This is a genomic window from Mesorhizobium sp. ES1-1 (assembly GCF_020164785.1).
Lineage (GTDB): Bacteria > Pseudomonadota > Alphaproteobacteria > Rhizobiales > Rhizobiaceae > Mesorhizobium.
The window spans coordinates 20,586-37,783 of the sequence record NZ_JAIUGX010000019.1 but is presented as its reverse complement, the minus strand read 5'-3'; the positions used below and the strand labels follow the sequence as shown (position 1 = coordinate 37,783).

The 17,198-nt window shown below is 61.7% G+C and carries 32 protein-coding genes; 25 read left to right on the top strand and 7 right to left on the bottom strand.

Annotated elements, in window-relative coordinates; all coding sequences use genetic code 11:
• Nucleotides 1–94: 94 nt before the first annotated feature.
• Genes LB513_RS24615 through LB513_RS24600 form a run of 4 tightly spaced genes read right to left on the bottom strand, consistent with a single transcriptional unit; the run spans nt 95 to nt 1,870 of the window.
• Nucleotides 95–385, bottom strand: a complete 291-nt coding sequence (locus tag LB513_RS24615; protein WP_224666089.1) for a hypothetical protein — start codon at nt 383–385, stop codon at nt 95–97.
• Nucleotides 386–388: 3 nt separating this feature from the next.
• The gene (locus LB513_RS24610) at nt 389–715 is read right to left on the bottom strand and encodes a hypothetical protein (protein WP_224666088.1); all 327 of its coding nucleotides are present in this window, start codon (nt 713–715) and stop codon (nt 389–391) included.
• 51 nt (nt 716–766) lie between these two features.
• Nucleotides 767–1,174, bottom strand: coding sequence for a hypothetical protein (locus tag LB513_RS24605; protein ID WP_224666087.1), 408 nt, complete (start codon nt 1,172–1,174; stop codon nt 767–769).
• 18 nt (nt 1,175–1,192) lie between these two features.
• Nucleotides 1,193–1,870: a helix-turn-helix transcriptional regulator gene (locus tag LB513_RS24600; RefSeq protein ID WP_224666086.1), complete on the bottom strand. Its 678-nt coding sequence runs from the start codon at nt 1,868–1,870 to the stop codon at nt 1,193–1,195.
• Nucleotides 1,871–2,113: 243 nt separating this feature from the next.
• Between LB513_RS24600 and LB513_RS24595 the strand changes: the two genes are divergently transcribed.
• From LB513_RS24595 to LB513_RS24575, 5 genes are all read left to right on the top strand, one after another.
• Nucleotides 2,114–2,419, top strand: a complete 306-nt coding sequence (locus LB513_RS24595) for a helix-turn-helix domain-containing protein (RefSeq protein WP_224666085.1) — start codon at nt 2,114–2,116, stop codon at nt 2,417–2,419.
• Between the two features lie 61 nt (nt 2,420–2,480).
• Complete coding sequence (locus LB513_RS24590; protein WP_224666084.1) at nt 2,481–3,317, top strand: ParB/RepB/Spo0J family partition protein; 837 nt, start codon at nt 2,481–2,483, stop codon at nt 3,315–3,317.
• The gene (locus LB513_RS24585; protein ID WP_224666083.1) at nt 3,317–3,772 is read left to right on the top strand and encodes a hypothetical protein; all 456 of its coding nucleotides are present in this window, start codon (nt 3,317–3,319) and stop codon (nt 3,770–3,772) included. The genes LB513_RS24590 and LB513_RS24585 overlap by 1 nt, the downstream gene beginning before the upstream one ends.
• Before the next feature lie 139 nt (nt 3,773–3,911).
• A complete protein-coding gene (locus LB513_RS24580; RefSeq protein ID WP_224666082.1) occupies nt 3,912–4,073 on the top strand; it encodes a hypothetical protein in 162 nt (53 codons plus the stop codon).
• Complete coding sequence (locus LB513_RS24575; RefSeq protein ID WP_224666081.1) at nt 4,073–4,324, top strand: hypothetical protein; 252 nt, start codon at nt 4,073–4,075, stop codon at nt 4,322–4,324. The genes LB513_RS24580 and LB513_RS24575 overlap by 1 nt, the downstream gene beginning before the upstream one ends.
• Nucleotides 4,325–4,359: 35 nt before the next feature.
• Here LB513_RS24575 and LB513_RS24570 read toward each other — a convergent pair whose 3' ends face one another.
• Both LB513_RS24570 and LB513_RS24565 read right to left on the bottom strand, forming a co-directional pair.
• Nucleotides 4,360–4,902, bottom strand: coding sequence for a hypothetical protein (locus LB513_RS24570; protein ID WP_224666080.1), 543 nt, complete (start codon nt 4,900–4,902; stop codon nt 4,360–4,362).
• 320 nt (nt 4,903–5,222) lie between these two features.
• A complete protein-coding gene (locus LB513_RS24565) occupies nt 5,223–5,555 on the bottom strand; it encodes a hypothetical protein (RefSeq protein ID WP_224666079.1) in 333 nt (110 codons plus the stop codon).
• 111 nt (nt 5,556–5,666) lie between these two features.
• Here LB513_RS24565 and LB513_RS24560 point away from each other — a divergent pair, with 111 nt between their 5' ends.
• The 8 genes from LB513_RS24560 to LB513_RS24525 all read left to right on the top strand — a co-directional run bounded on the left by LB513_RS24560 (nt 5,667) and on the right by LB513_RS24525 (nt 11,275).
• The gene (locus LB513_RS24560) at nt 5,667–7,934 is read left to right on the top strand and encodes a DDE-type integrase/transposase/recombinase (RefSeq protein WP_224666078.1); all 2,268 of its coding nucleotides are present in this window, start codon (nt 5,667–5,669) and stop codon (nt 7,932–7,934) included.
• A 76-nt stretch (nt 7,935–8,010) separates the two neighbouring features.
• A complete protein-coding gene (locus LB513_RS24555) occupies nt 8,011–8,763 on the top strand; it encodes an AAA family ATPase (RefSeq protein WP_224666077.1) in 753 nt (250 codons plus the stop codon).
• The gene (locus LB513_RS24550; RefSeq protein ID WP_224666076.1) at nt 8,760–9,350 is read left to right on the top strand and encodes a hypothetical protein; all 591 of its coding nucleotides are present in this window, start codon (nt 8,760–8,762) and stop codon (nt 9,348–9,350) included. Before LB513_RS24555 ends, LB513_RS24550 begins: the two co-directional genes overlap by 4 nt.
• The gene (locus LB513_RS24545; RefSeq protein ID WP_224666075.1) at nt 9,347–9,736 is read left to right on the top strand and encodes a transcriptional regulator; all 390 of its coding nucleotides are present in this window, start codon (nt 9,347–9,349) and stop codon (nt 9,734–9,736) included. The genes LB513_RS24550 and LB513_RS24545 overlap by 4 nt, the downstream gene beginning before the upstream one ends.
• Nucleotides 9,737–9,738: 2 nt before the next feature.
• On the top strand, nt 9,739–10,059 hold the full coding sequence (locus LB513_RS24540; RefSeq protein WP_224666074.1) for a hypothetical protein: 321 nt from the start codon (nt 9,739–9,741) through the stop codon (nt 10,057–10,059).
• Nucleotides 10,056–10,361 carry a hypothetical protein gene (locus LB513_RS24535; RefSeq protein WP_224666073.1) on the top strand — a complete coding sequence of 102 codons (306 nt, stop codon included), beginning with the start codon at nt 10,056–10,058 and terminating at the stop codon, nt 10,359–10,361. The genes LB513_RS24540 and LB513_RS24535 overlap by 4 nt, the downstream gene beginning before the upstream one ends.
• Nucleotides 10,348–10,650, top strand: a complete 303-nt coding sequence (locus tag LB513_RS24530; RefSeq protein ID WP_224666072.1) for a hypothetical protein — start codon at nt 10,348–10,350, stop codon at nt 10,648–10,650. The genes LB513_RS24535 and LB513_RS24530 overlap by 14 nt, the downstream gene beginning before the upstream one ends.
• Complete coding sequence (locus LB513_RS24525; RefSeq protein ID WP_224666071.1) at nt 10,634–11,275, top strand: DUF3164 family protein; 642 nt, start codon at nt 10,634–10,636, stop codon at nt 11,273–11,275. Before LB513_RS24530 ends, LB513_RS24525 begins: the two co-directional genes overlap by 17 nt.
• A gap of 25 nt (nt 11,276–11,300) precedes the next feature.
• Here the strand turns inward: LB513_RS24525 and LB513_RS24520 are convergent, their stop codons facing one another.
• The gene (locus LB513_RS24520; protein WP_224666070.1) at nt 11,301–11,966 is read right to left on the bottom strand and encodes a hypothetical protein; all 666 of its coding nucleotides are present in this window, start codon (nt 11,964–11,966) and stop codon (nt 11,301–11,303) included.
• Between the two features lie 71 nt (nt 11,967–12,037).
• Between LB513_RS24520 and LB513_RS24515 the strand changes: the two genes are divergently transcribed.
• The 12 genes from LB513_RS24515 to LB513_RS24460 all read left to right on the top strand — a co-directional run bounded on the left by LB513_RS24515 (nt 12,038) and on the right by LB513_RS24460 (nt 17,198).
• Nucleotides 12,038–12,646, top strand: a complete 609-nt coding sequence (locus LB513_RS24515) for a regulatory protein GemA (protein ID WP_224666069.1) — start codon at nt 12,038–12,040, stop codon at nt 12,644–12,646.
• Entirely contained in the window at nt 12,643–12,888 is a 246-nt protein-coding gene (locus LB513_RS24510; protein ID WP_224666068.1) for a hypothetical protein, read from the top strand. Before LB513_RS24515 ends, LB513_RS24510 begins: the two co-directional genes overlap by 4 nt.
• On the top strand, nt 12,885–13,280 hold the full coding sequence (locus tag LB513_RS25275) for a helix-turn-helix domain-containing protein (RefSeq protein ID WP_224666067.1): 396 nt from the start codon (nt 12,885–12,887) through the stop codon (nt 13,278–13,280). Before LB513_RS24510 ends, LB513_RS25275 begins: the two co-directional genes overlap by 4 nt.
• A 120-nt stretch (nt 13,281–13,400) precedes the next feature.
• Nucleotides 13,401–14,153 carry a lysozyme gene (locus LB513_RS24500; protein ID WP_224666066.1) on the top strand — a complete coding sequence of 251 codons (753 nt, stop codon included), beginning with the start codon at nt 13,401–13,403 and terminating at the stop codon, nt 14,151–14,153.
• A gap of 103 nt (nt 14,154–14,256) precedes the next feature.
• Nucleotides 14,257–14,685 (top strand): hypothetical protein, encoded by a 429-nt coding sequence (locus LB513_RS24495; RefSeq protein WP_224666065.1) that lies wholly within the window; start codon nt 14,257–14,259, stop codon nt 14,683–14,685.
• A complete protein-coding gene (locus LB513_RS24490) occupies nt 14,663–14,956 on the top strand; it encodes a hypothetical protein (RefSeq protein ID WP_224666064.1) in 294 nt (97 codons plus the stop codon). Before LB513_RS24495 ends, LB513_RS24490 begins: the two co-directional genes overlap by 23 nt.
• Nucleotides 14,953–15,183 (top strand): TraR/DksA C4-type zinc finger protein, encoded by a 231-nt coding sequence (locus LB513_RS24485; protein WP_224666063.1) that lies wholly within the window; start codon nt 14,953–14,955, stop codon nt 15,181–15,183. Before LB513_RS24490 ends, LB513_RS24485 begins: the two co-directional genes overlap by 4 nt.
• On the top strand, nt 15,180–15,605 hold the full coding sequence (locus LB513_RS24480; protein ID WP_224666062.1) for a hypothetical protein: 426 nt from the start codon (nt 15,180–15,182) through the stop codon (nt 15,603–15,605). Before LB513_RS24485 ends, LB513_RS24480 begins: the two co-directional genes overlap by 4 nt.
• Complete coding sequence (locus tag LB513_RS24475) at nt 15,606–15,983, top strand: DUF2730 family protein (protein WP_224666061.1); 378 nt, start codon at nt 15,606–15,608, stop codon at nt 15,981–15,983.
• A gap of 3 nt (nt 15,984–15,986) precedes the next feature.
• Complete coding sequence (locus tag LB513_RS24470) at nt 15,987–16,301, top strand: hypothetical protein (RefSeq protein ID WP_224666060.1); 315 nt, start codon at nt 15,987–15,989, stop codon at nt 16,299–16,301.
• Between the two features lie 10 nt (nt 16,302–16,311).
• Nucleotides 16,312–16,605 (top strand): hypothetical protein, encoded by a 294-nt coding sequence (locus LB513_RS24465; protein WP_224666059.1) that lies wholly within the window; start codon nt 16,312–16,314, stop codon nt 16,603–16,605.
• A 2-nt stretch (nt 16,606–16,607) separates the two neighbouring features.
• Entirely contained in the window at nt 16,608–17,198 is a 591-nt protein-coding gene (locus LB513_RS24460) for a DUF3486 family protein (RefSeq protein WP_224666058.1), read from the top strand.

Below are 17,198 nucleotides of genomic sequence, written 5' to 3'. Positions count from 1 at the left end.
GCCGGGAAAGAGCGACAGAAGCCCGGAAAACCAAGGCGTTGGCAGGAAATCGCGAGGCCGGAAAGGCCGAAAGCCAGAATCCGGCCGCGCAACTTCATTTGGCATCAACCGTGGCGGCGGGAACCGGGCGCGCAAGATCGTTTGGCACCGCCGTGTTGGCCATTACGGTGATCGAGCCGCCCACGTGACCGCATTCAAGGCACACGAACTTGCGACCGATTTCAGGATCGTTGATGTAGACGTGGTCTTCGCCAAATAGGCGGATGAGCTTGTCCAGATCGAGCAGCCGGCCGTGCCCAGCATAAAGCGCGCCGCAATGCCCAAAGAGAGCCATGCCATGGCTGCGCAGGTCGCCAAGAGTCTCGATCGTGCTCCGATAGGCCATTCTTCAATTGACCGGCAAACCGGCGGGTCGAAAGAGCTTAAGCGCGGCATCTATGGCCTGCAGGAGCCCGTCCGAGGCGGCGTTGAGCATCCTGATCGAATCGGGCTCGTCGCCGGCCACGCCGACGATCGGCACAAGCTTGTAGTCGCCATCGAAGGCCGGAATGTCGCCGTGGGCATAGAAACCGATGCCAGGAAATCGATCGGCCATGAAGTCTTCCACGGCCCGCAGCGCCCCGTCCGCGCGATAAGGCCCGGAGGGCGGCAGTATAACGAAACTGTCGACGTCAGTGGCGTCGGGCCGACTTGCGATGTCGATGGCTGAATGCACGAGAACCTCCTAATTTGATGTGGATGTTCTCATTTTGTTCAGGGCGGTCGCCTAAGAGTCAATGCCCCCGCCTATTCCGCGTTGTGCGCAAGTCATGATCACGGCTTGGGCGGAATATCTTGGACCAGCTATCCCATTGACTACAAACACTTTATTTCCAGCGCCGCTGGTGGCGAGAACCCCCAAATAGGGCTGTAGCCCGGTGTAGGCGCCGTAGCTGTTTTTCGCATTGACGGTTCCGCAAACCTGCACAACGCCTTTGTCAGAAATCGAGGCGGCCATATTGCCGAAAATGGGTGACCCTGGATCCTTCAGGCTCGTGGCGACCCCAAACTTCACGATCTTCTGCTCGACCTCCGAAAGTGCGTATGGTCGATTGAAATCAGTCGGCTGCTTCGTCACGCAAGCAGCTAGGCACAAGGCAGCGCCTACCAAACCCGAAACGCTAGTCAAACGCATAAACACCCCCTTGTGCTCCTAAATCGCGCCGCCAGCCCAGCGCACCCGGCCGCCAATGATAAGCTCCGGCTGCTCCGCCAGCGGCACTTCCTCGGTCTGGTACATTGGGTTGTCACTCTTCAGCAAAAGAAGCCCAGTACGCAGCATTTGCAAGCGTTTGAGCCTGACTAGCCCGCCATAAACCAGCACATAGATTGCTTCGTCGATGAACTCTCGTATCGAGACATCAACGATCATCAAATCCCCGTCGTTGATCGTCTCCCGCATGGAGTCACCCTTTGCCACCATGAGGCGGGCGAACTTGGGGCTGACACCAATCCGCCGCAGCCATTCTTCCCGAAAAGCGAAAATATCCGGTTCACTTTCTTGGTAGAGATCGAGACTGCCCGCCCCGGCACTGGGCCGGATCTCAATCTTCGGAACCGAAATGAAGCCTACGGGCATCCCCGCGTCGTCAACCGGCAAATAGTGCGGCTGCATCTCGCCGGGTCGCATCGATCCTTGTTCAGCGGCAAGCCAGTCCAGGTTGACGTTTAAAGCCCGTGCTAGTTCAGCTGCTTTGTCGACGAGCGGGATCGTCCCCTGCAGGTATTTCCTGATGGTCGAATCGCCAATGCCGACCCGGCTGGCGAACGTGCCCGGCTTTTCGCCGTCCAGCGCGATTTTTAGGCGTTCGGCGAAAGTAGTTTCGGGCATCTGTGAACTCTGACCCCGCGTCAGAGTTTGAGCTCGCGGTCAGTTATCCCAAATAACTGCGCAAAAACAAACCCTTACACTAAAACCACACTACTTTACGGTCAGCCGAACTCTGACGCGCTTAAAATTGCGCTTCTAGCTTGCCAAAATCGCCGAGTAGTGCGACATTAGTCGCGACTAGTGTTGTTTAAACATTTAACCATCCGGACCTCTGCAAAGGGCCGGACGATCGGTGGAGCCGCCATGAACACGCCTCAGGTGTGGGACCGTCACGCCATTAACGCCGAACTTCGGCGCCGTGGCATGACCCTGACCGGGATCGCCCGTAGCGCTGGCCTTTATCCCAGCTGCTGCAGACAGGGGATCATCGGAATGAGCCGCCCAGGCGCAGAGGCAATCGCCGCCGCCTTGGACATTCCATTCCGCACCCTGTTCCCGACTCTCTACACGAGAGGCCGACATGACGAGGTCGAGACTACCAGCACCCCCATCCGGAGCGGAAGTGCAAAAGTTGCACTCATTTTAGACGCCGCATCCGGTGCGCCCTGAGCCCGCTGTCTAGCGCGAAGCCATTCGCGGACAGCCAAACGCCACTCAGGGGACTGCCGACGTGACCACAACGACCAAGATCAAGATTGCCGACCTCAGGGTGCCCCGTAACCGGCGCCGCACCGATCCCGCATGGGTCGCGACCCTCATGGCTGACATGCAGGCCGGCAATGGCCACATGGTACCGATCGAGGTCGTGCCCGAGACCACCGAAGGCTATCAATACCGGTTGATCCTCGGCGCCCATCGCCTGGAAGCGGTCGCCGGCCTTGGCCATGTCGACATAGACGCCTTCATCCGCGACCCGAAAGAGGTCGCGAACGAAGCGCAGATGCGCAAGCGCGAGATCGCCGAAAACCTGATCCGGCGGCAGCTGTCGGTCCTTGACCGGTCGAGGGACATCGCCGACTGGCGCGACATCTACGATGCCGAAAATGGGACTGGCAAAGCGGGTCGCAGGAAAGCCCGCGAGGTCGTCGAGGATGACGAATTGAGTGCAAAGTTTGCACTCAATTTTTCGGAAGCCGCACAGTCAGTCCTCGGCATCTCACGCCGCAGCGTGTTCCACGCCCTCAAGATCGCAACAATTCCATCCGCAATCAGGGAGAGCATTTCCCTTCACCCGGTCGCCGACAGCCAAGCCGATCTTCTGGTGCTTGCGGCAGAGCCGGCGGAGCGCCAGGCGGCAATTGCAAAGCTGTTGCTGGCGGACCCGGCCGAAGCATTCACGGTCGCCGACGCGATCGCGCTGCTCGACAAGGTTCCGGCGCCCATCAAAGAGCCGACCTGGCAGAAGGTCGCCACCGCCTTCTCAAAAATGAAGGAAGGCGACCAGGACCGCTTTTTCGCCCTTCATGAAGCCGCCATCCAGCGGTGGCTGAAAGGCCGGCAACCCTGATGGTCAAGCGCCGCGACACCGCTACTTCGGATCTGTTCCGCGACTATCAGCCGGCCCCCGTGGTCGAGCGGTTTGACGCAGGCGCGGTCCAAGCGTGGTCGCTCGCCGGCCGGCTGTCCAAGGCCGTCAGTCTCACCCTCAACGAAGCCGACATGAGCCGGGCCGAGATCGCTAAGGCGATGTCCGAGCACCTGAAAGACGAAGTGTCCAAGGCGACACTCGACGCCTACGCGAGCCAGGCGAAGGAGCACTCGATCTCTGCCCTGCGGCTCGCAGCCCTCGCGGCAGTCACCAGGGACGTCCGCGCGCTCAACACCCTTCTGGAAGATGCCGGGATGATCGTCGTCCCCAAAAAATACGAGGCGCTGATCATGCGCGAAATGGCGGACGAAGCCATCGAGCGGGCGACCCGAGACAGGCAGGCGTTCGACGCACAGTGGAAAGCAAAACGATGAAAGGCTTTCACATGAAACGCGCATTTTTAGACCTCGCACAAGACGTTGCGAGCCTCCTCGCCATGGCCGCTTTTTTGGCCTTCTCAGTCTATGGCTCTGCCGGCCTGTCAGCAGCGCTGATCATGGTGAGGGCCGGCCAATGAACCCGGTCCTGGTCCTCGGCATCAGTGCGGTCGTGGTCTACGCCGGCGTCTTGTACGGCGTCCACCGCCTCTACACGGCGCACTTCCAGCGCCGATCGGCCGCCGGCGCCGCCTTCGGCCGCCGCGTCGACAAACACGTCATGCGTCGAGGCCTGTGATGACCGTGCACCGTTGCGCCATGCCTGAGTGCCCGAGGGAAGCGACCGGCATCTTCTGCCCTGACCACTACGTTCAGTTGGAGCCCTCACAGGCCAAATGGCTGGTGCGGTGGGAGATCAAGCTGGCGCGGTGCGAGGACGAAGGCACCAAGCAGCACATGCGCGAGCAGCTGCACGGCTACACCCAGGAAGCCGTCCGCGCGATCAAATCGGCAGAAGCGACGGCACTAATGGAGGGGATGCGGCGATGATTGCTCGCGCTACCCGTTCACAGAAATCCACATTGCTAAGTGTTCTGAGTTTGATTGAGTTCAGCAAACTTTTTGTAGTTGTAGCCATCGTAGGAAAAAAAGCTTGCGGTCAGTCGCTGATACAGCGGGATGTAAAGGTGCTGCCCGTGGTTATAACTGTCCAGGGCATCGAGTGCGTCGTTGTAGGCTTTCGCATCGACAGCCCTGAGGACCGGAGGCTCGTCGCCGGCAATCCGCGTCATCTTGCCTGCCCAATTCGCGCATTCGACGTCGCCGGGCTCAAGGCACTCCTCGATCTCCGCCAAGAGGTTGTAATAATCCCTTTGAAGAGACTGATGATCTCTTGCCTGGCGACCAAAATCAAAAACAAGCTGTGCGGCCGCGACTGTGGAAACAGCCGCCCCCAACCATATGCCGTCAAAACCGAAACGGCGCATCACATCGCCCATCGCGGCCGCACCAAGCAAAATAACCAGGAAGTTGCAGAAACGACTCCAGCGCTCGGCAGCTCGTCGCCTGCTGGTGTGATACAGCGCGTTCCGCAAAACATTGAAACGGAGATTTTCCACGTCAGTCACAGTTACTTCTCCTTTTTCCCGCCCTTAGTCTCACGGTCTTGGCGGGGCTGCCTAACGCCCGAATGTGGGCGCGACGCAGGTGAAGATTTTGCTTTTGAAGCGTTGCTCGCAGTTTTTTTTGAAGGCGCATTCTTCTTATCTTTAGCCACAACAGAAACCTATTTCTTTGATGGTTTGCTGGGAGCAGGAGAAGGCTTGGGAGGCGCAGGAGTCGGTTGTCTGGGGCCAGCTCCGTTGGTCCGGGTCGGCTGTCTGACACCACTCGATTCGTTTAAATCACTGCTCATTTTATTTGGTTCCCTCGTTCTCGTTTGTGACAGTCAGGGCTTTCTATCATCCTTTGAATCGAGCTGCGGCACGGCCGGTGCCGGACCTTGCAACTCCTTTACTGTTTCGACCAACTCCTTATTTGGCTGCCGTACTCCGCGCTCCATATCCTTCGCTATTGCCCCGAGCTGTCGGCGCTCATCGGCTGACATTTCTTTCCACGCAGATTTCACCTCATCCGCCTTCATCCGTTTGAGGTCTGCATCAGTAAAAAAGCGTTCCATCTTCGGCGGGTCATCTAAAGGGTTGGGATCTTCAGCCAGCGCAATTTGCGGCCCTAAGAATAAAGCTAGCGACATAAACCAAGCAGTTTTTAGTCGTTCCATCTTAGTATTGCTCTTCTATTCTCAGCCGGACGAATTTCTGGCGGCGGGCAGAATTGCACGGGCGTCTACGGAAAGACAGGCAGTCAACCAAGTTTTTTCGGAAGCAAAGTCGTGAAGGCCTGGCTCACCGCCCGCGAGATTGCAGCCGAGCAGTTGCCCGACGTGCCGGCGACGGAGAGCGCAGTCATTCGCATGGCCAAGCGCGAGGGCTGGAACGAGCGCACAACGCTTGCGCGCCCGCGCGATGGTCGTGGCGGAGCTACCGAGTATCACATCTCCCTACTGCCTACGCTCGCCCAGGTCGCCTACCAGCAGAAGCATATCGTCATCCAACTGCCGGTGAAGCCCGCCAAGACCGCCCCCGACACCAGCTTGACCGAGCGCGCACAGAAGGAACGCGACGCGCGCCTGGCGATCGTCGCCGCCTTCGAGAAATTCTCGCGCGGCCTGCAGCTCGGCTATGCCACCCGCGTCCAGGTCTTCACCGACAAGTTCAATGCCGGCTCGCTTAACATCGACGCCTGGGTCCTTGAAATCATACCGAGCGTGTCGAAGCGGTCACTGGCGCGCTGGCAGTCGCAGAAGCGGGACGGAAACGTCAACGCGCTGGCGCATGATCCCGCCCAGGCGCGCAAGGGAACCGGCGTTCTCGAAACCGCCAATGGCGGGGCTGTCAGCGCCTTCATGCTGGCGCTCATCGCACACCAGCCGCACCTGTCGGGCCACCATGTTCGGACCATGTGCCGTTCCGAGTTCGGCGACACCTTGAAGGTGCATTCAAAGGGCGTTGAAACGTTCATCCCGATGCCGCCGGTACGCACCTTCCAGCACGCTCTGAAGGGCCTGAAGGAAAGCCATAAGGTCGAGCTGTTGAAGCTGACCAATCCCGATCGATATCGCTCGCATATGGCGCCGGCAGGTGTCGGCATGTTGCGCCATGTCACCGACCCTAACCAGCTCTGGCAGATTGACGCCTCGCCCGTCGATGCGCTGTGCACCGATGGCCGCCACGCAGTCTACGCCTGCATCGATATCGCCACGCGCCGCACGGTCTGGTTGTTGTCGCGCACGCCGCGTGCCTCGGCCGTGGCGCTGCTGATCCGCAAGGCGATCCTGGAATGGGGTGTGCCCGACGTCGTCAAGACCGACAACGGCTCCGACTTCGTCGCCAGGGACACACAGCGGCTGTTCGCCTCCCTCGGCATCGAGGCCGAGACGTCGGACGCCTATTCGCCCGAGCAGAAGGGGCACGTCGAGCGCGTCATCAAGACCTTCCAGCACGATATGGCAACGCTGTTGCCGGGTTTCGTCGGGCACTCCGTGACCGACAGGAAAGCGATCGAAAGCCGCAAGAGTTTTGCCCAGCGCCTGGGCGAGGATGAAGCCTCGGTGTTCGGGGTTTCGCTGACCGGCCCGCAGCTGCAGAAGCACGTCGATGAATGGGCGAGCCTGGTCTACCAGCACAAGCCGCATGCAGGGCTGAAGAACGCCACGCCATTCGCCGCCGCGCTGGCCTCGACAAAGCCGATCCGCAAGGTCGACGAACGCGCCTTGGACCTGCTGCTGATGCCGGTCGCGGGCGGCAAGGACGGTCAGCGGATCGTAACCAAGCTCGGCATTCGCATCGACGGCTATCACTACATGACGCCGACGATCCTGCCTGGCACCGCCGTGTTCGTGCGGCAAGACCCGAACGACGCCGGCCACGCCTATGCTTTCGCCCAGGACGGCGCCGAGTTCCTCGGTGATGCGATCTGCCCCGAGCTGTCAGGTCTCCATCCCGAAACGATCGTGCGTGCCGCCAAGGAAATGCGCGGCGAACTGATCGACGAAATGACGCGCGACCTGAAGGCCGAGGTCAAGAGGATTGCCAAGGGCGCCCCTCTGATCGAACGGGCCTTGGAAGTGGCGCGCCGCGATGCACCAAACGTCATCGCGCTCCCGAAGCGACAGGAAACGCACTCCACGGCCCAGATCGAGGCGGCCATCGCCGCGATGTCCGAGAAACTGCACCCGACCAGGGAACTGACACCGCGCGAAGCCGCCGAGCATCGCCGGATGATTGAGGAAATGCGCCTCGAAGACGAACGGGAGCTAAACGACCGCTTCGAGACGATGCGTCAAAACCGACTCGACGAGGTCGAGGCCGAGCGCACGGCCCACCTGCCGAAAGCCAACAACATCGTCGCTTTGCCGGAGACGCCCAAGGAGCGGTACCGACGCGCAGTCGCGCTCCGGAAGCTTGTCGACGCCGGCAAGCTGCCCAACACGACAGCGGCCACGCTCGATGCGGTCTGGCTCGGGGGCTACGAGCCATCGGCCGAGTTCAGAACCCACCAGGCCATCCATGAGGAATATGGGGACGCGTACCTGTCCTGAGTAACGGAAAAGCCCGGTCTGCAAACCGGGCTCTCCGAAGGAAAAGCCGCCGAAGCGGCACAGCACAACGAGGAAAATGATGACAGAACCACTGAAAGTCAATCGGCCGGCGCCGTTGAAGAACGTCGTGGCCTTTTCGACCCTGCTGGCGAAGATGGTCGACCGTGACCCGGAGCTGCCGGGGCTTGCCGTCTTCTCCGGCCCGTCCGGCTGGGGCAAGACCAAGTCGGGCATCTACGGCGCCAATCGCTACAAGGCCGCCTACGTCGAATGCGGCCTGTTCACGACTGCACGCTCTCTCCTGGTGCAGATCCTGATCGAGCTGGGCGATAGCCGCCCGCGCGGTGCGATCGAGGATCTGAAAACCAGCGCCATCATGCTCATGGCGGCGGACCCGCGCCGGCCGCTCATAATCGACGAGGCGCATTTCATCGCCAAGAAGCGGTTCGTCGACCTGTTGCGGGAGCTTTCCGACAAGTCTGGCGCGCCCGTCGTCATGATCGGCGAGGAAATGCTGCCAGCGCACCTCGAAGCATTCGAGCGCGTGCACAACCGAGTGCTGGAATGGCTCCAGGCGGTGCCCTGCGATGCCGAGGACTTCGGCTTCCTCGCGGTCGCCCGTTGCCCCGGCATCGAGATCACCCGCGACCTGGCTGCAGCCATTCTGGAAAAGACCAAGGGCAACACCCGCCGGATCGTCGTCAACCTCACAAAAGTGATCGAAGCGAGCCAGATCCTCGGCACCAAGCAGGTCGACCTCGCCGGGTTCGCCAAGGCGGTCGGGACGATCTCCAGCGAGCCCAAGTTCACGCCGAGGAAATTCGGATGACCGGGCGGCCGTTGCTCGACATGGTGCAGATCAGTATCGCCGTCCCGCGCGGTGACGCCGGCTATTGGTCGATCATTCGCGATCTAGACCGGACTGGCCCCTGGACAGTGCGCCAGATCTGCGCCCGCACGAACGTCAAGACGCCGGCGGTTGGCAGATATGTTCGGCAGCTTCGGCTGGCCGGCATTGCTCAAATCGTCGAGACGAAAAAGGCCTGCGGCGACAATCTCCCGGGCGCGTTGGTGTACCGGCTGACGAAGCGCCCGCTGATCGCACCCCGGCTCACGCTGGACGGCCAGGTGAAGCCGGAGAGCGCTTTGGATCAGCTCTGGCGCGCCATGAAGATGGCAAAGGTGTTCAGCCTCGCTGACATGGCCTACCACTGCCCCGACATCCGCCGGGGAACTGCCAAGCGCTATCTGTCACAGCTCGCCGCTGCCGGCGTCGTGGTCGGCACGCCGTCGCGCTACCGGCTCGCGCTTAATCTCGGCAACCAGGCGCCGAAGATCCTCCACACGAAAGTGGTCTTCGACCCTAACAGCAAGTCGGTCATCGGTCCGTCCGTCACGACGGAGGCGAAGCCATGATCCGAGTCCCCGTCAAACATAGCCGGCCGGATGGCAAGACCTTCGTCGACAAGGCGATCGAAGCCCACGGCACACCGCTACCGGACTGGCTCGACGAGCTGGCTCGCTTCGCCGATGCCAGCGACCTCGGCGTCGCCGGCGAGCGCATCGGCTACTCCAGGTCGGCCGTGTCTACCGTCATCAGTGGCAAGTATCTGGGCGACCTCGCCAGGGTCGAGCAGATGGTGCGCGGCGCGCTGATGGCCCTCACCGTTGAGTGCCCGATCCTGGGCGATATCGGCCGCGACCAATGCCTGACCGAACAAAAGGAGCCGTTCCGCGCCACGTCGCGGCATCGCGCCCAGCTCTTCCACGCCTGCAAAACCTGCCCCCAAAGGAGAAAATAGCCATGGGCGAAAGAATGTCTCTCGCACTGTCTGACGGCCTCACCGAGCTCGACGGTCTGCTTGCCGATTACAAGCACGAACCCCGCATCCTCGACCCCCAGGACGCTCGCATCCTGGGCGAATGCATCAGGGAGTTGCGCAGCAAGGCGCGCGATCTGGAAAACCGGCTCAGCCGTGATCTTTGGAACGGCGCCGCGCGCGCCGAACGCGATGCCGACGCCGAACGCATCGCCGAGGCGGCATGCCAGCCCGGTTCGAACGTGCGCCTCTTCCCGGTGATACCGCGCCCGTTTTCGGATGGTCGGCCGGGAGGCGCGGCATGAGCTTCGACATAGATGAACATCGCGCCAGCGCCGCGCGCCTGGCGAGGACCGTGGCCTCGGTAGTTGAAGCCGAGATGCTCGCCGCGCCGCCCGTCGTCCGCGTCGTGGACCGCAAGGTCATGACGCGGGTCGACAAGGCCACGCTGGAAGCCGCCTGGGCGGTCGCCAATGCCATGGCCGCATACGACCAGGCCAAATTCGCCGGTGGTCGCGAGGTCGCCGCCCGCAAGGCCGTGGAGCGGGCCTGCCGCAGCCTGCATACCCAGCTTCGAAACCGGGAGGCCAAGCATGCCCGCAAGTGAAGCGATCCGAGCCGCGGTTAGCCAGATCGACATGATCGAACTCTGCAGCCGCATCGTCACCAATCCCGAGCGGAACGCGCCGAAGGCGACCGTCGCCGAAATCTACGCGCTCGCCCGAGCCACGGAAGGGCTTTGGGCGATCGCGCTCGATGCCAAGCTGCTGATCAGCGCGCTCGGCACCGGGAACCACCACGAGGTGGTTCTGCTGTCCAACGCACTGCGCGAGCAGCTCAACCCACTCAGCCCAATCCCGACCCGCAAGGAGATCCCCGATGCAAACAGCAATTGAAACTACCGGCGCCGTCATCGTCGGCGGCAAAACCTACATGCCCGATGCCAAGGGCAATCTTGTACCGGTCGAGGCGATAAAGGCTGCCGACAAGCTTGAGGATGAAACCGTCCGCAAGATCATGGGCTACGCCACCGAGCTCTCAGCGCAGATCGGCCGGTTCAAGGAACACACCTTCGACGATCTCTCGGCCTTCGAGGCGCTGCTCGCCCAGGAGTACGGCGCCACAAAAGGCGGGGCGAAGGGTAACAAGACGTTCATGACGTTCGATGGGCTGAAGAAGGTGACGGTCCAGGTCGCCGACCTGATCGACTTCGGCTCGCAGCTCCAGATCGCCAAGAGCCTGATCGACGAGTGCCTGACCGAATGGTCGGCCGAGAGCCGCACGGAAATCCGGTCGATCATCTCCCGGGCCTTCAACGTCGAAAAGCAAGGCCAGATCAACCGCACCGATATCTTCCTGCTTTTGCGGCTCGACATCGATGACGAGCGCTGGCAGCGGGCCATGGATGCGATTCGAGCGGCCATGCGCGTCATCGGCTCCAAGACCTATGTCCGCTGCTACGAGCGCGACAGCCAGAACGCCGAGTGGCGGGCTGTCACGATCGACCTGGCGAAGGCGTGACGCCATGACCATTCAATCAGCTTGCTTATCGGAATTCGTCGGGAAGCACCCGAAGACATTCAATGAAATTACCAAGGGTTTCCGACACTTCCCCAAGAACCGCTTCGGCTCGGGTTCTAGCGGCCAAAGCAGCGTCGACTGGTCCAAGCAAAGACGTAGTTCGAAGTTCCGCCTCGATCGCATCAAGGTCCTCCAAATTGTCTTTGACGGCATCGTAGATTATCGCCGTATCCGGATCAAAAAGCGGTTCGCAATCCTCGACGAAGCGGTGGCCGACAGCTTCTTCCCTAAGCCACTCAACCCAGTCTCGCACATGCGATTCAAGCTCTGCGTTCGCTTTGCGAACCACGTCAATATCCGAGTTAATCGGAGGCAGTACCTGCGGCAGATCATCCCATATCATTTCCATCACATCGACGAGGGAAGCTGCTCTGCGAGCCTGAAGATAATCTGCACGCAAAGTGATGCGGACCAGATGGCTGTGGCGCCTCTCTTGGAGAGCGTCCGAACGTTGCATCTGGCCGACGGTGAACATTGCAGCTGCGACGGCCAAGATGCCCGCAAAAAGCGTTTGCCAATCTTTGGCGACTTCATACGCACCGGGCGCGTCGTTGATCCCCAGCCCTATGCAGAGGCCAACGCCGATGGAGACAATGATCGCAGCCACAAAAAGAAAGTCATCGAACTTCATCACCGCCTCTCCTTTACGGCTATGAATACACGCGTACCACCTGGAGTGCTCGGACTTTCGGGTGTCAGAGCATGAACCCGCTCGCGGCGATACACGTCGCCAACAAGCAACTCGGCCTGGACGAAGACACCGCCCGCGATCTCTACCAGCGGGTCACCGGCAAGCGCAGCCTCCGTGAGATGAACGACCGCGAACTGCGGCTGATCATCACGGAGCATCGCCAGCAGGGTTTCAAGCCCGCTGAAAAGGGGCTTCAAGGGCCGTTCGCAAAGAAGCTCCAGGCGCTGTGGATCGCCGCTTGGAACCTCGGCATCGTCCGCGACCGGACCGATGCCGCGATGCTGTCCTTCGTCAAGCGCCAGACCGGCATCGACCACACACGGTTCCTGCTCGATGCCGAGGACTCCGCCAAGGCCATCGACGCCCTCAAGGCGTGGATGACGCGAGAGGCCGGCGTCGACTGGAGCCTCTCGGTCAGCACGGCCGGCTGGCTGCGCCAATCGGGTGCAAAAATTGCACTCGCGCAATGGCAGGTTCTCTCGGTTCACAAGGCCGTCGATCCGAGAGGGTTTCGCGAGTTCGTTCGGGAAAAAGCAAAGCTCGTCGACCAGATGGCCGATCGCGACTGGCCGGCGGTCATGAACGCGCTTGGTGAGATGATCAGGAAGGCGAAGGCATGAGCCCGCGTCGTCGTAATACCGGCCGGGTCAAGATCGACTTTGCCAAAATCGAGGCCTTTGCGGCGTCGGAACTGGCCACCGACGCGCTGGCCGCAGCGATGGGCTGCGAGTGGAAATTGACCAAACACTCCGCGCTCTATCGGTGCCGCAACGGGCTTTTCACGCTGTGCCTGATTTGGCACGGCCCCAATCGCGAGACCCTGACGTCAACCATGCGCAACCTTAGGATGGAGGTGGCGTGAGCGACCAAGATCCCGATCGCGCCTGGTTCTCGCCTCTGCTGAACAAAATAGCAGAGGTCGCCGGCGATCGGGCCGCGCTCATCCTTGGGCGCGAGAAGGCTTGCGAAACGATCTATATCCCGCGTCATGTCGGACCGACGCATTGGCTCAGCAGACTGATAGGCCACGATGCTGCGTCCGCCTTGGCCGGTGAGTTCGGACCGACCAAGATGGAAATTCCGCCCGCCCTTAGCGGGCAACAGCGCAAGCGCCGGGCGGCGATTGCCCAAATGACCGACAAGGGCTATTCCATCAACAAGATAACGCGCGCTCTCGGCGTCTCCCGTTCCACCGTCCTAGTCCATCGCAGGCGCATGCGCCGGGACGACGATGATCAAGGATCCTTGTTTTGACGACAAGGCGGGGAGTTATCCAACCCGGTTAAGCAAGCTGTGGCCGGATTGTAGTTTCGCACTGTAGACGGCCGGAGATTTGCTCCGGCCGCTTTTCACAGGGCGGAAGGTCTCTCTATCATGCAACTCGTCGACAACTGGCGCCGGGTGGTGCTGCTGTCCATCAGCTTCTGGATGCAGGTCGCCGGTCTTGCCGTCCTCGTGCTGCCAGAGCTCTACTATCGCTGGACCGGCCACGACTACGACCCCTATGTCGCGTGGTGGCTGGGCGTGCTGCTCTTGCTCGCCGGAATCGGCGGCCGCGTCTGGCAGCAAGGCCTGTCGCCCTGGAAGGAATGGCTGCGCATTATCGCCATAGCGGTGATCGCGATCGCCCTGGCGATCATGCTCGCAACACCGTCACATGCTGGCCAGGCGACCGAGGCCGAGACGCTGCAGATCGCTTTGCCCTTCATCGCCAGGGAAGAGGGAAAGCGGAACGTCGCCTATCTCGACGCTGTCGGCATTCCGACGATCTGTTTCGGTTCAACGCGCGGCGTTCGCCTGGGCATGGTGCTGAGCGACCAGCAATGTCTTGATCTGCTGAAGCTTGAAGTCGCCGAGCATCGCACTGGCCTTCATCGCTACTTCACGCCAATCACTTTGGCGGCTCGCCTCCCGGCGGCGCGTGACGCTGCCTACACGTCGACGGCCTTCAATTGCGGCGTCTCGGCTATCGGCAAGAGCACGGCAACGCGCCGCCTTAACGCAGGCGACGTCGCCGGCGGGTGCCAGGCGCTGACCTGGTTCGACAAAGCTGGGAACCGTGTGCTGCGCGGCCTGTTCGAGCGGCGCAAGCGCGAGAAGGCCCTTTGCATGCTGGGCGCCCTTTGATGAAGGCGCCGATGAAACCCCTCCTGGCCTTTCTGCTTGGCTCCGCTGCCGGCGCGATCGGGCTCGCTGCGATCGAAGCCGTCATCGCCTTCTGGTGGCTCGGTTGATGAGTGCCGCCTTTACCGTCGTCGCTGCGCTGTTCCGCAAGTGGGTGCTGCCCATCCTGGTGTTCGGCATCACATTGCCTGTGTGGGTCTTCATTGCCGCCGGCATTTGGCTCTGGGTCGACAAGGGATCGGCGGTGCGCCTGGCCGTCGACAAGGCGGTGACCCAGCTGGTGGCCGGCGCCCAAATGGAAGCTCTGCAGGCGGAGCTGACCGAGCAGCGCCGGCTGCGCGCCTGGAGCGACGGAAAGGCCGAAGAGGCCAGCAAGATCGCGGCCGACGAACGCGCAGCGCGGGTCACGCTGGAAACCGCACTCACGCAGACTGAAGCCGAAAAAAAGGAAGCCGAGGATGATCTCGCAGCGCTGCAAGCTCGCGATGACGGTCTGGTTGATCAGCAGCTGCTTGACAGCCTGCACAACCGATAAGGCCGCGCTCAATAAAGCCTATGCCGATAAGGCCAGGGCTGGCGTCGTGGGCGAAGCCTTGACCGAGGCCGACCGCGCCGTGTCTGACGCGCGCCGCATGCCAGATTATCCCGGCGACTGCCGGCGCCACCATTTCAGCGGCATCAAGTTCGGCGACAAGCTCGGCGTGGCGAACAAGAAAGCCGATATCGCCCTGGGCGCCGCCAACAAGCAGACCGACGCCTGTGCTGCTTGGTACGACGTAACGAAGGCTGCGAGGGAACCGAAATGAGCGTTTCGAACCTCGCATTCGAGCTCGCCGATCGCCGTGCCGAGGAAGAGCGTGCGGAGGGAATCCGCCGCGTCCAGCAGGCCCTCCGTGTCAAGCGACTGACCCTGTCGCCGTTCTGCGACTGCGGCGAGCTTATCCCCGACGAGAGACGCAAGGCTATGCCGAACTGCAAAAGGTGCATCGACTGCGAAACCTTCATTGAACGGCAGAGCCGGAGAGCCTCATGACCGAATTTCGCTCAACCCTGCAGTCGGTCATTTCGGAGCTCTTCTTCCGCGATCACGCGCGCCCGGTGGAATGGATCAACCTGCTGACGCTGAGCGCCTGGCTGCAGTTCCTGATCACTCGGGCGGCTGACTTCGCCGGGCCACGCTATCCGGCGTTTGCCGCTCTGTCGCCGACAGTCTGGGCGCTTGTCATCGCCGCAATCGTAGCAGCTCAGCTCGTGGCCATGTGGCCTACCGCCAAGTCGTCCTTCATCCGCTTCGGAGCAATGACCATGGCGGCCGGGATGTGGACGGTGATCGCCATATCGTTCTGGGTGCAGGCGGACACCGCCCCGATATCGGCCAGGACCAACACAGTGCTGGCGATCGCCGCTGCGGTTTCCTCGATCTACCTCGGCGTTGGCGCAGGAAGGAGGCGTTAGATGGATCCGACCTGGGTGAAACTCATCAGCGATTTCTCGCCCGCGCTCGCCGCCGGCGTCGCGCTGACGCTGTTGGTGATCGTCGCCATTCTTAAGCTCTTTGGCTTCACCGGCATCGCCGACAAGTCGAAGCTGGTAAACGAAGGCAAGCTGAACGCCAGCCTATCGGCGATCGAGAAGCGCCTGGCCACCGTCGAGAACGACATCACCAACCGGCCCACCCGCGAGGAGATGCACCGGCTTGAACTGTCGTTCACCAGGTTGGAGGGCGAAGTGCGCTCGCAGGGAATGACCATCCAGAGCACGGCCGCCGCGATCGGCAGGATCGAGGATTACATGTATACAGCGGCCGCTCAGCGCCGAGGGTCAGGGGCGTAGCCAATGTTCGATGGTTTCGACGACGTCTACGACCAGAATGCGCGCCTGGCGATCCTTCGTTTTCTCGCAGAGCAGAACGACTATCGCCTTTCCGATTCGATGATCGACGACCTGCTGGTGACCCGCTTGGCGATCAACCGGGGGCGCGGCTACGTCCGGACCCAGCTCGCCTGGCTGGAGAACTCGGCAGGCGCCGTGAAGAACACCAACAATGGCAAGGTCGGCATCATTTGCGAACTCACTACTGCGGGGGCGGATCATGTCCTGCGCCGGCATGTGCTGCCGGGCATCAAGAGGCCGGGCGCCGGCCGAAACTGAAAGGGAAGCCATGAGCCAGAACGAATTCCAGGAAAGCGCTCGTTTCATCATCCTCGGAGAGCTCGCGCGCCAGACCGACGGTCGCCTCAATGAACGCATCATAGCGGGCGTGCTCGATGCCAACGGCTACTCCAAAAGCCGGGAGTGGCTTCGTACCCAGCTGCTCAAGATGGAAGAGCTGGGCGCGGTTCGGTTGACCGAGATCGGCGACACCTTCGTCGCGGCGATCACACGCGCTGGCGAGGAACACTACGAGCGCAAATCCACGATCGACGGCATATCGCGCCGGCCGCGCGAGGGCTGAGCATGGCCCAGGGTCGCGGCCGCCTCAGCGGGATCGAGCAACTGCCGGACGCATGCGATGAAATCATCGCCACGGCGGCGGCCGCCCTGCGCGATCGCGACCGCACCCAGCTCGACATCTACCAGGAGTTCTACGCCGCGCTCGAGCAGCTGCGCCGCGACCACCACGGCGAGCTAGAATTCACCATCCCCAGCTTCTCGGCCTTCAACCGCTATTCGCTTCGCCTGGCGACGCTATCCCGGCGCATCGACCAGACGCGCGAGATCAGCAGCGTGCTGGCCGACAAGTTCGACGCCAAGGCATCCGACGATCTGACGGTGATCGCGGCCGAGGCGATCAAGACGCTGATCTTCGAACTGCTGACCGCCGCCGGCGAGAGCGGCATCGATCCCAAAGGCGCGCTCAATCTGGCCGGTGCGCTGCGCGCTGCCATGCAGGCGCAAAGCGTATCCATGGCCAGGCGCCAGAAGGTCGACAAGGAGTTCAAGATCGACGTCGAAAAGGCGGTCGACACCGTGGCAAAGTCCAGGGGCATGTCCGCCGACACGGCCGACGCGATCAAGGCTCAGATCCTCGGCGTGAGGGCATCGTGA

Bases quoted from the DNA above. Each gene is read 5' to 3' on its own strand.
- LB513_RS24485 (WP_224666063.1), top strand. From the start codon at position 14,953: ATGAGCGTTTCGAACCTCGCATTCGAGCTCGCCGATCGCCGTGCCGAG.
- LB513_RS24605 (WP_224666087.1), bottom strand. From the start codon at position 1,174: ATGCGTTTGACTAGCGTTTCGGGTTTGGTAGGCGCTGCCTTGTGCCTA.
- LB513_RS24540 (WP_224666074.1), top strand. From the start codon at position 9,739: ATGGGCGAAAGAATGTCTCTCGCACTGTCTGACGGCCTCACCGAGCTC.
- LB513_RS24535 (WP_224666073.1), top strand. From the start codon at position 10,056: ATGAGCTTCGACATAGATGAACATCGCGCCAGCGCCGCGCGCCTGGCG.
- LB513_RS24530 (WP_224666072.1), top strand. From the start codon at position 10,348: ATGCCCGCAAGTGAAGCGATCCGAGCCGCGGTTAGCCAGATCGACATG.
- LB513_RS24585 (WP_224666083.1), top strand. From the start codon at position 3,317: ATGGTCAAGCGCCGCGACACCGCTACTTCGGATCTGTTCCGCGACTAT.
- LB513_RS24480 (WP_224666062.1), top strand. From the start codon at position 15,180: ATGACCGAATTTCGCTCAACCCTGCAGTCGGTCATTTCGGAGCTCTTC.
- LB513_RS24525 (WP_224666071.1), top strand. From the start codon at position 10,634: ATGCAAACAGCAATTGAAACTACCGGCGCCGTCATCGTCGGCGGCAAA.
- LB513_RS24470 (WP_224666060.1), top strand. From the start codon at position 15,987: ATGTTCGATGGTTTCGACGACGTCTACGACCAGAATGCGCGCCTGGCG.
- LB513_RS24510 (WP_224666068.1), top strand. From the start codon at position 12,643: ATGAGCCCGCGTCGTCGTAATACCGGCCGGGTCAAGATCGACTTTGCC.
- LB513_RS24575 (WP_224666081.1), top strand. From the start codon at position 4,073: ATGACCGTGCACCGTTGCGCCATGCCTGAGTGCCCGAGGGAAGCGACC.
- LB513_RS24580 (WP_224666082.1), top strand. From the start codon at position 3,912: ATGAACCCGGTCCTGGTCCTCGGCATCAGTGCGGTCGTGGTCTACGCC.
- LB513_RS24565 (WP_224666079.1), bottom strand. From the start codon at position 5,555: ATGGAACGACTAAAAACTGCTTGGTTTATGTCGCTAGCTTTATTCTTA.
- LB513_RS24545 (WP_224666075.1), top strand. From the start codon at position 9,347: ATGATCCGAGTCCCCGTCAAACATAGCCGGCCGGATGGCAAGACCTTC.
- LB513_RS24500 (WP_224666066.1), top strand. From the start codon at position 13,401: ATGCAACTCGTCGACAACTGGCGCCGGGTGGTGCTGCTGTCCATCAGC.
- LB513_RS24460 (WP_224666058.1), top strand. From the start codon at position 16,608: ATGGCCCAGGGTCGCGGCCGCCTCAGCGGGATCGAGCAACTGCCGGAC.
- LB513_RS24515 (WP_224666069.1), top strand. From the start codon at position 12,038: ATGAACCCGCTCGCGGCGATACACGTCGCCAACAAGCAACTCGGCCTG.
- LB513_RS24475 (WP_224666061.1), top strand. From the start codon at position 15,606: ATGGATCCGACCTGGGTGAAACTCATCAGCGATTTCTCGCCCGCGCTC.
- LB513_RS24595 (WP_224666085.1), top strand. From the start codon at position 2,114: ATGAACACGCCTCAGGTGTGGGACCGTCACGCCATTAACGCCGAACTT.
- LB513_RS24520 (WP_224666070.1), bottom strand. From the start codon at position 11,966: ATGAAGTTCGATGACTTTCTTTTTGTGGCTGCGATCATTGTCTCCATC.
- LB513_RS24465 (WP_224666059.1), top strand. From the start codon at position 16,312: ATGAGCCAGAACGAATTCCAGGAAAGCGCTCGTTTCATCATCCTCGGA.
- LB513_RS24550 (WP_224666076.1), top strand. From the start codon at position 8,760: ATGACCGGGCGGCCGTTGCTCGACATGGTGCAGATCAGTATCGCCGTC.
- LB513_RS24555 (WP_224666077.1), top strand. From the start codon at position 8,011: ATGATGACAGAACCACTGAAAGTCAATCGGCCGGCGCCGTTGAAGAAC.
- LB513_RS24600 (WP_224666086.1), bottom strand. From the start codon at position 1,870: ATGCCCGAAACTACTTTCGCCGAACGCCTAAAAATCGCGCTGGACGGC.
- LB513_RS24615 (WP_224666089.1), bottom strand. From the start codon at position 385: ATGGCCTATCGGAGCACGATCGAGACTCTTGGCGACCTGCGCAGCCAT.